The sequence below is a fragment of the Candidatus Cloacimonas acidaminovorans str. Evry genome (assembly GCF_000146065.2).
Classification (GTDB): Bacteria; Cloacimonadota; Cloacimonadia; order Cloacimonadales; family Cloacimonadaceae; genus Cloacimonas; species Cloacimonas acidaminivorans.
Genome location: NC_020449.1, coordinates 230,144 through 243,363, shown reverse-complemented (window position 1 = coordinate 243,363; position 13,220 = coordinate 230,144). Strand labels below are relative to the sequence as shown.

The following is a 13,220-nucleotide window of genomic DNA, read 5'->3' as shown; positions in this document are numbered from 1 at the left end:
GCAATAACTATGTATAACTATTCAACTGACAATCAACTAAACAACAATACTAAAGGAGGTAGCGTGAATCGTAAACGCACCATTCTCAAGGGAGAACTCCGCAACGTGGAAGTCGAGTTAGTCTCGCTCCTCTTCGGAGAAATGACTCCCGCCAACCAGAAGGGCTTTGTGGTCAAGAACGCTTCCGGCAGAAGCTTCGAACACAAGATCAACTCCAGCAAGTTCAAGAGTGAAACGAGTGGCACTCAAGGACGGCTTTATGTCACTCTGATGGAGCCCAACATCCACGATTCCCAGGGTGACTATTACACCCGGGAAGAGATTCAAAAGGCCTGTGACCACTTTGCCAAGCACGGCTTAGTCGGTAAATGCGATGTGAACCACAATATGCAGCCGGTACCTGAGTTCACCGTGGTCGAGAACTACATCCTCAAGACCAGCGACCGGGAACACTTCCCCGATACCAAGGTGGGTGCCTGGGTCCAGGTCTTGAAGTGTGAAGATCTGGGCAGTGAGCTCTGGCAGAAGGTCGAGAAAGGCGAGTTCAATGGGGTATCCATCTATGGCAGAGCTGATGACTACAGCGGAACCGAAGCCAGCTTATCTGAGATCAAGAACGAGCTCAACAACCTGCGTAAGGTAGCGGAGCATAACAACAACTCCGAGCTGCAGAAGGGCATTACTGCTATCACTGAGAAGATCAGTGAGTTGGAGAAGGGCAATCCCAACCTCCAGATTGGTGATGCCATCTACAGCATCGAGAAGAGCCTCAAAGACTTATCAGTTACAATGAGCCGAGCCATCTCCAAATCAATACCCGGAGAACCTGATGCTAACCAGTCCAATGTGGACAAAGAGGTGACCATCGATGGCAACAAGATTATGGTCAAAGCCAGCCACCGAGAGATCTACAAAGGTATCTCCGATGTGGACTCCGGCAAGCCCATGAACATCCTGAGTGCCAATACTACCTCTCTGTTTATCGATGAGGTGATCGGTAGCCAGCCGGGAGATACCCTCTCGGATATCTCGGTTCTGCCCCTGCTGAAGGACGAGAAGATCGACGTTGGCCTGATCGATGACCTGGTCTTCAAGAACTCCCTCGATGGCGCTCTGACGGCTCAGAATGTATCAACTGCTGATCTTTCCGTTCCCACCGGGATACTCAATGCCGAGTTCACCTTAGGGAGAGATGTGGTCGAGTTCTACAAGGACAAGTACGGTGAAGATGCCTTCGGTGCTTATGTGGAGAATCACATCGCCAAGAAGACCGAGAAAGCCATCCGCATGCTGCTCTTCAAGGGTGATAGAGCTTCCGCCACTGCCAAGATCAAGGCTCTTGATGGAGTGATTAAACTGGCTACCACTGCCACTGATGTTACCAATCTCTCCAAGGCAACCTACACTGACTGGGCGAAGCGCTTCGAAGCCGCTCTTCTGGCCTTCTCCGATGAGATGTTAGAAGAGCAGGAGAACTTCAAGTTCTACGTCAGTCATAAAGACCTGATCCGCATCCGGGCCGAACTTGCCAAGCGTGAGACCGGAGCAGGAGATCGGCTGCTGTTAGAAGGCGGTAATGTCTCCTTTGCGGGTATCCCTGTAAAGCCCCGTCTTATGGATGCCGATTACATCATCGGCGGTCTGCCCAAGTTCATCATCGTCGGCTATCGCACCGATGCCGAACTCAAAGTAGAACACCACGGAAGCGATTGGAAGTACCACTGGTACATCCGTATCCGTCCCGGCATCACCTACATTTCCGGCTTCGTGAAAGTGTTCAAACTCACCACCTAAGCATTAACAACCAAAGAATAAAGGAGTAACTATGGACTTCATTATTGCCAATCAGGAATTTTTCCTGGGTCTGATCTCGGCTCTGGTGGTCTGGATCATCTCCAGAACCACCGGGAAGCTGATCGACAAGGCCAAGGTCAACTCGGCTCTGGCTATCATCCTGGACATCATCCAGGACATCAAGATCAATCCTGCCACCAAAGACCTGGATGATTATGCTAAAAAACAACTGGCTGTGGAGCGAGCCACCAAGTCCCTCCCGGCCAGGCAGACGAATGTCATCCTCAAGGTCTTCGGCACCATCGGAGGAGCCATCGAATACGTGTTCCACAACCGTAAATGGCTCTTTAGCATCGGCAAGAAGATCAGAGGGGTGTTCTGATGCCCAATCCCATCATACCACCCACTTATCCCGCCCCTATGACCGAAGCTGATCTCAATTTCAGCAAGCTCATGGATGTGTTGGTCGCTGATCTCGTCTATTTCGGGATCGGCACCTATGATCAGACCTCCATCGATACGCTGTATGCCACTCAAGGCTCGGTCAAGACGGAACTGACTACCAACTTCGATCTGCTCGGGGAACTAGCCGAGAAGCCCGGTAAGACGGACTCCAAGCTGACCAAGCTCAAGACCCGCAACTATACCATTCCGGGCAAGCGCACCAGCACGGTCGAACTCAACATCTCCGGACTATCCACCAAGCAGAAGAACTTCCTGGAAAGCACTCTGTTCATGAGCAAGGATACCACCATCGTGGTGGTCTCCAAAGAGTATGACAGAGCTGTGATCTTCACCGGACTCCGCTGGACAGTTGACTGGTCGGGAGAGGCTGACGGCCTCTTCAATGTAGTCATTTCCACTGAGTTCTCCGGAGTAACTTCCAACAAGATCTTCCTGCTCAAGGATATCCCTGCGGGTGTCTGATCTAACAGCACTTCGCAACTACACTCTAAAACAAGGAACCAAGATGGATTGCCTATGTAAACCTGAAATCGCGGGGTCCTCGCAGCACGACTTGTCGGGCTGTGGGGTGCTCAAAGAAAAGATAGATTCAGTGCACGAGGAGATCTACGGCAATGGTGACAGCAGCAAGTCACTGGTAACCAGAATGGCGAGAGTGGAGACGAATATGAAGATACTTCTGTCCGTCTCCACCTCCCAGTTCTTCTTGCTGTTGGGCATTGCCTTCAAGATGTTCTTCGGCAACTGAAAAAGGACTATTCTATGAAGCGAGAACCCAAACTCAGCTATAGCCAACTGCGGCAAATACTCTGCCTCACTATCTCCAATGCTACCCTGAAAGCCAAGCTTGAGGACTTCCTCTCCGGCCAGGTAGCCAAGGTCAGTGAGGTGGAATTGCTGGAACTGATCAGCCAATCGGAAGCCGATAAAGAGCTGATAAAAATCATCTCAGGAAGAGAACCTGACGAAATGGACGCCCTCGAAGCCCTGGAGTATATCTCCGCTTTTTTCGTCTATATCAGAGCCAACAAAGAGAGGTTCGCAAGCTGGCTCGGGAGTTTCGGATTGGCGGTAACAGCGTCTCCAAATACCCCTTCGAGAGGTTCGAAATGATCTTGCGTAAACTGGGCTTCACCAATGATGATTTCAACAATATGACTCTGCCCGAACTTTACCTTCGGATCTGTATCACCGACCAAAATGGAGATGCATAATGGATGCCATCATCGGCTGGATAGGCGGTAAACGCCTGCTTCGGAAAGTAATCGCTCCCTTTATCCCCAAGGATATCACCGGGTATATCGAGCCCTTCGGTGGGGCTGCCTGGATGCTCCTCTACAAAGAGAAGTGGGGAGAGCTGGAGGTCTATAACGATCTGGATAACCGCTTGGTCAACCTGTTCCTGCAGGTGAAGTATCATCCTGATGAGCTGATCAAAGAACTGGACTGGTTAGTAGCCAGCCGCAAGCTTTTTGGTGATATCCTCAAGCAGGAAGGATTAACCGAGATACAGCGGGCGGCCAGGTTCATGTTTCTGATAACCAGATCATTTGGCAGCAAAGGTGACAGCTTCGGCACCTCTCAGAAGCGTGGCACCTCCAGTATGTATAACCGCCTGGAACGTATCAAAGAACTCCACAGACGCCTGGATATGGTAATCATCGAGAACCTCTCTTATGAGAAGGTAATAGAGAAGTATGACACCAAGAGCAATTTCTTCTACTGTGACCCACCCTACATGCTTGGTTATACTTACGAGAACTCCAAGCAGTTCAGTCATGAGGAACTCTGCAAGAAGCTAAAAGGCATCAAGGGACGTTTCATACTCAGCTATGATGACAACCCGGAAGTGCTCAAGCTATACAAGAGTTTTAATATCAAGCACGTTACCCGCACTAAGGGCATCAACCGCAAGGAAGGCAAGTCCGAATTCAATGAAGTGATCATCGCCAACTTCGATCTTGTAGAATCCGAGCAGGAGAACTCCAAAATCAAGACCAAAACCAGAGACATTAGGGGGATTTCATGAACAGCATCATCTCCTGGGTTGGCGGTAAGCGCATTTTACGCAAGAAGATACTGCCACTTATCCCCAAGCATGACATCTACTGTGAAGTCTTTGGCGGTGCTGCCTGGATACTGTTCGGGAAGAGTGCCAACAAGGAAGACTGGCAGTTATCTAAGAAGAGCCGCTATACTGAGGTCTATAACGATATCAATGGCGATCTGGTGAACTTCTGGAGATACATAAAACAGCATCCTGAAGCGTTTGTGACTGAGTTGAACCAGTACTTAGTATCGAGGGAGATGTTCGATAACTTTATGAAGCATGAACCTAGAACCGAGTTGGAGAGAGCAATCAAGTTCTACTACAACCTCGCCTGCAGTTATGGCTCACGCAGTAAAAACTTTTGCGTCAATCAGGGCTACAAGTACATGCCTCTCCGCAATCTGGACAAGGTGAAAGAAGCCTCGGAACGCCTGCGTCATGTGATCATCGAAAAACAACCTTGGGAGAAGATCGTATCCCGGTTCGACCACCCCCACACGTTCTTCTATCTGGACCCTCCCTATTATACCAAGGAGTACCTCTACGAACGTGAAGATGCTGACGCCTTCAACCAGCATAAAGAGCTGGCCGAAGTATTGAAACAGATCAAGGGCAAGTTCCTGCTCTCCTACAACAATGATCCTTACATCAGACAGCTATACGATGGCTGCGTCATTGATGAAGTCGAGACACAGTACACAGTGTCTGGAGCGTTCCAAACTGAGACGGAACTGTTGATTAGGAATTACAAATCGAACTGAGTTACGAGTTGATTTACTATCTTGTCCTTCTCCTTGGGATCATCAAGCAATGCTTGGTACTCATTATAAGTCAAGACAATCCTTTTTGTAGGATCAATTGGATATCCATTAAGATCGAAAACCGTTGCATGGTATTCAGGGATAAGGGTATCCTTATCTGGGAATTCTCCAAACCCAATATGATACAGAATTTTGGTTTTTGGTCCCACCACACTTTCTAGATGCTTGTACTCACCTTTTAGTAACATGATGAACTCCTTTGTGATTTGGCACAAAACAGCACGTACACTTAAAATGTCAATGACTAAAAATAAGCATAATGCCAGACCTAACATTTAAGCTCGTCCTCGTCACTAATGATGCTTCACTAAAGCTTGCCGAAGTAAAGCAGGAGGCGGAGTCCACCCAGTCTGCAGTGGAGAAGCCTGCTGCTGTGAAAATTACTGCGGAACAGGCATTGGCTACCATTCGAGATGTCAAGATCGCAGTGGATGGAGTCCTGCAGGTAGTGGGAGGTCTGGTCAGGTCTATGAATGGTCTGCTCGATGCCTCACTGGGACAAAGACAAGCCATGACTTTGGCTTCGATAGCCTTTGGCGAAGCTGCTGGTGAGATGGGCAATTTTGCATCCTCCATGCAGTCTGTGACCAATTTTGAAGATGATAAGCTTCTATCTCTGATGTCCAAACTCTCCCAGACTTTCAAACTCAATAAAGATGAGATTCAACAACTTGTGCCGGTACTGCTGGACTTTACCGAAGCCAATAAAGCTACCGGGATGAGCGTGGAATCTGCCTTTGATCTCATGGGTCGGGCTCTGAATGGGCATACCGAGATGCTGGGCAGATATGGCATCGAGCTGGATGATACCCGTCTGAAGACAGAAGGTGTATCCTATCTGGTCGAGAAGTTAGGTGAGGACTATGGCGGAACAGCAACTGCTCTGGCTGATCTGCGTTTGCAGAATGTTAATGCCTGGGGAGATATCCAGGAGACAGTAGGCGATATGCTGACCACTCTAATCAATCCTCTCTTGCAGGGGCTTCACTTACTGATGGATGCCTATAACAGCCTGTCTCCAGTGATGAAGGGCTTCGTAGCAGGGATAGTAATCGCTATACCAGTGATCGGGACTGTTACCACTGCGGTGACTGCTCTGACAGCGGCTTATCATGCCCTGCAGGTAGCCATGAACCCGGTTGCTGGCATCATCGGTATAGCGGTGGGTGCATTGTCTGCCATGGGCTTTGGACTGGCTGCAGCATCCACTAAGACCGATGAGGTTAGTGTTGCTCAGAGAAGTATGAATGACGAGATCAAGGATGCCCAGCGGCAGGTATCTGTGGAAGCTGAGAAGTTCAGTTTACTGGCTTCCAGGCTATTGGAACTGCGTTCTGCTACTTCTCTCACAGCCGCAGATAAGAGGGAGATGAAGAATGTCATCAAGTCCTTGAATGACAACTACTCCGAGTATCTCGGCAATATCAATCTGGAGACAGCAGCATATAATAACCTAGCTACCGCCTTGCGCGCAGTTTCCGATGCACTGGTGCAGAAGAAGATAGCCGAAGTTTATGGAGAGAAGTACAATGCCCAGATCAGGAAGGTAGCTGAACTCCAGATCGAACTGGATGAGAAGCGAGCGGATTACAATGCAGCTAATGCTCGGATGAACCAATTGAAGGCATCTGTGGATTGGGAGTTCCTCACCAGTGATCAAAACGCTATGGGTTTCAATCCTGCTTCCTACTTCGGTAATGATGGTGAGTGGCTCAAGTTAGAAAGACGGATCAACTCTTTTGGGGCATTAACTGGACAACTGCAGGCTGCCAAGAACGATCTGCAGCAGATAGGTCAAGCTTATCGCCAAGCGATGTTGGATGCTCCCGATCTGAGTTTTCAAACTACTGGTGGTTCTGGCGGTGGAGGTGGTAGCACCACACCCAATCAAGCCGCTGCCGAAGCTGAAGCTAGACGCAAGGAAGCGTTACGCTTGATGGAAGACCTTGCCAGGCTGAGACAAACTGAGACCGAGAAGATAGAAGCCGAATACCAGAGAAGGTTAGCTCTGATCAGGGAATTCACTCAGGAGGGCAGTGAAGCGGAACAGCAGGCCATCGAGAACCTTGATGCCTGGAAGAATCAGCAGGATAACGAGATCACTACCAAAGAGAAGGATGCCGTCCAAGCCAGATACAAGGCTGAGATCGATTACTTCTCCAATCTGGAGAACTTAGGAGTCGATTCCTATACTGCTCTCAAAGCGAGCATGGAAGAGTATTATGCCTGGGCTCAGCAGAACCTGCCTCAGCAGGAACAGCAGTTGATCCATGCTCAGATAGCAGAGATAGATGCCCGGCACGTCAAACTGCTCCAAGAACGTCAAGATGAAGAGAAGGCCAAGCTGCAGGAACTGCAGGATATCCGGGACGAGTTCTATTCTCGTGACCTCGATAATATAGGTGACAGCTACAGCAAGCAGCTTCTGGAAGTGGATAGATACTATGAGAAGATGAAATCCAAACTCTTGGAAGCCGGCTATACAGAAGAGGAAATCGAACGGCAGAAGCAGGAGACACTGAAAACTCTCAGAACCAATTACCAGCTTCAGGTTTCCAGTGGCGTCTCCAAGATCTTCGGGGACCTCGCTGCAGCTCAGGATAAGGACACCGAGCGTGGTTTCAAACTTTGGAAAGCCTCGGCTATAGCTCAAGGTTATGTGGATACATTCTCTGCCGCTATCGGTGCCTATAAGTCAATGGTGGGTATTCCTGTAGTGGGACCCGGACTGGCAGTGGCGGCTGCTGCAGCTGCGATGGCTGCGGGCATAGCCAACATCGCCAGGATCAATGCCACCAAGTTCGAGAAGAAAGCCACTGGTGGTCTCTTAACCGGGCCCTCCCACAATCAGGGAGGCATCCTGATCGAAGCCGAGGGTGATGAATACGTCACCGCTAAAGATAGGGTCAAGGCCTTGGGCAGGAACCTCTTTGACTTCCTCAACTTTGCCCCTCTGGAACAGGTGAAGCTTGCCTTTGCGGGTATGCCTGTTCCCTCAGTGCCTATTCCCAGTAACCTGGGCTCATATTATGCCGCCGGTGGCACTATCTCTTCCGGAGGCGGTATGAATACCCTGATCGACCTGATCGCCGCCCTGAAAGATGAAATCGTCTCTCTCAAGCAAACAGTCATGGACTCCAAGCCCATCATCGAAGTCAATGTCGATCCACTCTCCAATGATCCGGTTAAGGTCTCGGAGATAGCCGATACCGGCAAGATGATCAGGAGTGAGATCTGATGCCCAACCTCTTCAAGATCGACTTCATCCAAGGCAAGACCGATGCTTCTGACTATAACCAGGTCAAGCATAGCCTGGAAGATACAGCTACTAACCGAGCCATCATCAGCCTATCTGTCTCTGCCGATAAGCTGCAGTCGGTCTCCAACTACAGCAGAGAACCCAAGCGGCTAGTCTTTGAGTGCTTTCCCACTACTTGGATAGAGGAGAACATCCTCAGTGGGAACAATGAGCATGAGCGTTACATATCTCACTTCGAGGTTAGGGTCTATCGGGATAACTCATTATTCTTTACAGGTATTATAGACACATCACAACTATCCTTTGATGTATCATCGGGAGTGCTCAAGATCACCTGTTACGATAAGATCAAGCTGCTATCCCTGTTCTCCGACCTTACTCACTATTACTCGCTTACAGCTGGTTATCTACCCCAATGGATACTCGGCTACTTTATACAAGACATAGAGCAGAAGATACCGATCAGCATTCCATACTCCAACCAGTTCACTCTCCCAACTTTGAACATCAGTTCCGGTAGCGCTATGACCATTGCCCATATCGACTTTGATGACCTAATTCAATTTCCCAACCCCACCGGTGGCTGGACTTACAGTTATGACAGCTCAGGCTGGCCGGGACCTTTCTGTGGCTTCAGGATCGATACCGTAGTAAACCGCATCAGTTTTGTATTTGCCTATAAGAAAGTGATCAAAGCCACTTATCCCAATCCTGCCACGACCAGATACCAAGGCCGTTATCGTGGACGCATCTACAAGTTCTTCAATAACATCTGTCCTGTTGTTATTGAGTATGATGAAAAGACCGACTGGGTGGAAGATCTGGCTTCACTGGAAAACGCTTCCAATGAGTTTATCGGCTTCTATATTGAGAACGGTATCTCCGAGACTACTCTCTATACCGGATTAGTATCCGTAGGATTAATAGATGGCCGCAGCTATGGCAGCAGTCATTACATTGGCCACTGGGTCGAAGCTCATTTTCATGGTAATCTCTTCCCGGCTATGCTGTTTCCAGGCAAGGCCTATGAGAACTACAATGATGAGCAAACCGATAACCTAAAAGCTCTGCAGGCCATGCTTATGCTCTATAATGCCACCATCTTCTCCGATCCCGAGGGACGTATTGTGCTCAAGAACAAGGATGCTTATACCAGTGCGATAATTGATATTGATGCGGATGATGTAGTCAGCTTCGTCAGCAAACGGGGCAATCCGGAGAAGCCGGAGATTAACTGTCTGGATATCTTGGCAGGAGATACAACTCAACTGCAAGGCAGGATTAAAGACTACCTGATCGACTTTCATAACTCCAAGTGGAGCTGCGAAGCTACCATCGATCAGCTCAGTAAATACAACCTTTCTCTCCAGTCCAAGCTGCGCATCCAGAATAAGATCTATGCGATAACCGAACTGGAGCGGAACTACATAGATGATGAATACAAGGTGAAAGCATGGCTGTTATAAAGGGTTTCAAGCTTATCCGCTGGGCTGATGACGGCATCTATTATTTTACCTGTCAGAATGGACAGGTAGAGTACAATCCAAGCCAGAAATACCGCATCGAGAAGAAGAATGCTTACGATCCCACAGTCATCCACCGCAGGGAAGCATACCGCGAGGACTCCTTCGATTTGGAAGCGGTGCTCGCCCCATCCGAATACTACGGTCTGATGAACTTCCTCCTCGGTCCCGGTAAGCTCTATCTGGAATACACTGCCTACAACAGCATTAACAGCCAGTTCCCGGTCACGATCTCTCAACTACCCAAGTGTCCGGATGATCTGCACGAGTATCCCACTAAGGTCAAGTTCAGTATGGAATCGAGATACATAGGCAGTCCCGGCTATATCGACTTCGGCATCATCATTATCACCGACTCTGACGAGACGGTGATAGGACAAACCCAAATATAAACCTAATAACTATATACTCACAACAGGAGCATAAATGTACAAGTTCGCCATCAGCTATTATACAATGGAGGGCACCGAGCGGAAGCCTCAATCGGGAGTCGATATCCGACTGCTCAGGCCTGGTCAATCTTGGCCAGAGGGCAAGAAGCTCATCGAAACCACTCCCAACTCGGGATACTATGAGATCAGCATTGAAGCTGAAGCCGACTGCGGATTCTATGAGCTCTGGGACGATCACGGTAATCCCCAAGGCCAGTTCAGCGGCAAGACCTGCACTATTGGGAAGCTCGATGCCCGAGGTCTGCAGACCAACTGCATCTATGGTAATCACATCCTGGATGGAGTGGTTACGGGAAGCAAGATCGCTAATGCAGCTATCGGTACAGAACACCTGCAGAATGGACTATTATCACTCTCTAAACTCCAATACGAGCTTCAGGATCAGAATAAGGGAGTAGGAGACAACAGCCATTCCAGCCCTGCCAAGCTGAATGATGACAAGATCATTACCCACATTCTGGATAAGGAGTATCCGGAGCTACCCCACATCATCCTGACTAACCAGTGCGATGCCTTTCTCTATATAGCCAATGTCAAGATTGAAAAAAACCTCGTAACAGTTCTGATTGGGATCAGCCAAGTATATACTGCTACCGATCCTTTCTATAAGCTCCTTGCCCTCGCTAAATGATGCCCAAGAGAGAAACCCGGTAGAATAGGGTTAATGAGTGGGCTGGGTACTGATAATTGATCCCCTTCGCGGTTACCCGACCGATAAATTTGTAGTTGCGACTATGATCCCCTCACAAAAGTGTTCAAGTCCTATCCGCTCAATATGATAAGAAAGATTGATGTCTTGATAAACAATCAGATAGAATGAGTGCCTACCATAATCGCAAGCCAGACAATGATATGCAAAATCCAGTTGAAATAACCGTGATATTTTCACCTGATTCAGCTTCGTTTTATCGATTTGCAATCCAAAATTCATAACTTGTTCCACTGATAACGATTAAGAAATCCATTTGAAATAATTGTTGATATTTTCACCTGATTTAGCTTCGTTTTATCGATTTGCAATCCAAAATTCATAACTTGTTCCACTGAAGCGATTAAGAAATCTATTTGAAAAAATCGTGATATTTTCACCTGATTTAGCTTCGTTTTATCGATTTGCAATCCAAAATTCATAACTTGTTCCACTGAAACGATTAAGAAATCCATTTGAAAAAATCGTGAAATTAATTTTGAAAAAATCGTGATATCGATTTGAAAAAATCGTGATATCGCAAACCACCAAAAACGCCGATTTGAAAAAAATTTGATACAATTTGAAAAAATAAGTGAGAACGCATAGTGAATTTTATAGAAATTTGTTTCCCTTATCAGAAATAACTTGACAGAAAAAGCTGAAGGATTAGTAAAGTAAATTATGGATAAATGCTGGCGAAGGTGATTATATGGGACAGTATTTAGCGCGGTGTAAGTTTTCTTTTCTTTTTATTCTTACATTTTGCGCTGGGTTAACTTTAAATGCCGATTGGCGAATGGATTTTTGTCTTGCCAATTTGGGTTCTGATGGCTCCCTAATAAGTGCTACTGTTTATTTAGGGGAAAGCACAGGTGCTGCGGATAGTTTTGATGCTTTTGATTTTCCTCTTGGTCCTCCTCCCAATAATTCTCCTTATGTGTGTGCCTATTTTCCTCACAATGATTGGGGCTCAACTTACAACGGAAATTATATGAAAGACATCAGGTCTATCAATCCTGCTGCCAAGACCTGGAATTTTACTTTCTCCAAAAGCGGCACTCCCTTAAGTAATAACTATCGTCTCTCCTGGGAGATAACAGGACTTTTTCCCGCTTGTTATCAGCCCCGGTTAATTTTTAACAGCCAAAATATTAATATGCTTACTCAGAGTAGCTATTCTTACACAGGTTGGCTTTACTCCGGTTCCATCCAAATGCAATATAATAATTCAGTGCCCTATCAATTGGAACCCTTACCGGAATTGCTTTTTTCCAATAACCTTACCCAAGAGTTAAATCTGAACAGATATTTTAAAGTAGGCAGTGGCACTCTCTCTTTTTCTATTCTTCCCAATAACAATTTAGTGCAGAATATGGTTACTAATCAGGATTCTGTGTGGCTAAATATTTATCCTGTAGCTGGTTTTACAGGAACAACTTTTGCAGAATTAACTGTTCACGGAACCGGTGGAACCCTTAATGCCCAAATTTCTATTACTCGTGATGCTACTAATTCACCGCCCGTTTTTAGGGATACTATTCAACCCTTGGAAATTATCCAAAATCAACAGGGTATTTTTTCCTGGAACGGAATGGTTTTTGATCCCGATTTGGATACGGTTACAATCAATTTTTCCGGGGGAGAAAATATCAGCATTGAACCCAATGAAACATTGCAACAGGCAATTGTTATTCCGGCTCTCGGTTTTAAGGGTGAAACAAACTTCCAATTTTCTCTTGCGGATAATTTGCATTCCCCGGTTATTTATACAATTCCAGTAACCGTTTTGCCTGCTGTTCCTGCCAGTCCTCAAAATTTGGTTCTGCAACTTTTGCCGGAAAACTCTCTTCTGCTTACCTGGCAAACAGTTCATACTGATACTTCCGGTTTGCCTATTAGCGGGCTTAAATACAAAGTTATGCTCTATGCTGATAGCTCCGGAACTCAACTAATCCATCAATATACTAATCTTACCTCCCCTGATATTCTTATTCCTGTAGAGAGTGAGAGAATGTTTATTAAAGTTATCTCAGTTAACGAATAAGCGTGAACACTATGAAAAGCAGACAGATAAACTTAAGTTATTCTATGAATATGAAAAAACCTAATCTGCGAGATTATAACCGGCAAAAAAATGATGAATTTTAACTATAAACCAAAAACTA

The 13,220-nt window shown here is 46.9% G+C and carries 13 protein-coding genes; 12 read left to right on the top strand and 1 reads right to left on the bottom strand.

Going from position 1 to position 13,220, the window contains the following annotated elements; translation table 11 throughout:
* Positions 1–63: 63 nt before the first annotated feature.
* From CLOAM_RS01000 to CLOAM_RS00970, 7 genes are all read left to right on the top strand, one after another.
* Positions 64–1,794, top strand: a complete 1,731-nt coding sequence (locus CLOAM_RS01000; RefSeq protein ID WP_044278771.1) for an XkdF-like putative serine protease domain-containing protein — start codon at positions 64–66, stop codon at positions 1,792–1,794.
* A gap of 31 nt (positions 1,795–1,825) precedes the next feature.
* Entirely contained in the window at positions 1,826–2,176 is a 351-nt protein-coding gene (locus CLOAM_RS00995; protein WP_015423979.1) for a hypothetical protein, read from the top strand.
* Positions 2,176–2,721, top strand: a complete 546-nt coding sequence (locus CLOAM_RS00990; protein WP_015423978.1) for a hypothetical protein — start codon at positions 2,176–2,178, stop codon at positions 2,719–2,721. The genes CLOAM_RS00995 and CLOAM_RS00990 overlap by 1 nt, the downstream gene beginning before the upstream one ends.
* A complete protein-coding gene (locus tag CLOAM_RS00985) occupies positions 2,714–3,007 on the top strand; it encodes a hypothetical protein (RefSeq protein ID WP_157859984.1) in 294 nt (97 codons plus the stop codon). Before CLOAM_RS00990 ends, CLOAM_RS00985 begins: the two co-directional genes overlap by 8 nt.
* Before the next feature lie 14 nt (positions 3,008–3,021).
* Positions 3,022–3,372, top strand: coding sequence for a hypothetical protein (locus tag CLOAM_RS00980; RefSeq protein ID WP_015423976.1), 351 nt, complete (start codon positions 3,022–3,024; stop codon positions 3,370–3,372).
* Positions 3,373–3,472: 100 nt separating this feature from the next.
* Positions 3,473–4,288, top strand: a complete 816-nt coding sequence (locus tag CLOAM_RS00975; protein WP_015423974.1) for a DNA adenine methylase — start codon at positions 3,473–3,475, stop codon at positions 4,286–4,288.
* Positions 4,285–5,070, top strand: coding sequence for a DNA adenine methylase (locus tag CLOAM_RS00970; protein WP_015423973.1), 786 nt, complete (start codon positions 4,285–4,287; stop codon positions 5,068–5,070). The genes CLOAM_RS00975 and CLOAM_RS00970 overlap by 4 nt, the downstream gene beginning before the upstream one ends.
* Here CLOAM_RS00970 and CLOAM_RS00965 read toward each other — a convergent pair.
* Positions 5,055–5,405 carry a hypothetical protein gene (locus tag CLOAM_RS00965; protein ID WP_157859983.1) on the bottom strand — a complete coding sequence of 117 codons (351 nt, stop codon included), beginning with the start codon at positions 5,403–5,405 and terminating at the stop codon, positions 5,055–5,057. The two genes, CLOAM_RS00970 and CLOAM_RS00965, sit on opposite strands and share 16 nt — an antisense overlap.
* Here CLOAM_RS00965 and CLOAM_RS09790 point away from each other — a divergent pair.
* The 5 genes from CLOAM_RS09790 (at position 5,390) to CLOAM_RS00930 (ending at position 13,099) form a co-directional block, all read left to right on the top strand.
* Positions 5,390–8,368: a phage tail tape measure protein gene (locus tag CLOAM_RS09790; RefSeq protein ID WP_015423971.1), complete on the top strand. Its 2,979-nt coding sequence runs from the start codon at positions 5,390–5,392 to the stop codon at positions 8,366–8,368. The genes CLOAM_RS00965 and CLOAM_RS09790 overlap by 16 nt on opposite strands.
* Entirely contained in the window at positions 8,368–9,855 is a 1,488-nt protein-coding gene (locus tag CLOAM_RS00955) for a hypothetical protein (protein WP_015423970.1), read from the top strand. The genes CLOAM_RS09790 and CLOAM_RS00955 overlap by 1 nt, the downstream gene beginning before the upstream one ends.
* Positions 9,843–10,304, top strand: coding sequence for a hypothetical protein (locus tag CLOAM_RS00950; protein ID WP_015423969.1), 462 nt, complete (start codon positions 9,843–9,845; stop codon positions 10,302–10,304). Before CLOAM_RS00955 ends, CLOAM_RS00950 begins: the two co-directional genes overlap by 13 nt.
* Positions 10,305–10,338: 34 nt before the next feature.
* Positions 10,339–10,995 carry a hypothetical protein gene (locus tag CLOAM_RS00945; protein WP_015423968.1) on the top strand — a complete coding sequence of 219 codons (657 nt, stop codon included), beginning with the start codon at positions 10,339–10,341 and terminating at the stop codon, positions 10,993–10,995.
* Between the two features lie 769 nt (positions 10,996–11,764).
* Entirely contained in the window at positions 11,765–13,099 is a 1,335-nt protein-coding gene (locus tag CLOAM_RS00930) for a hypothetical protein (protein ID WP_015423965.1), read from the top strand.
* Positions 13,100–13,220: the final 121 nt, after the last annotated feature.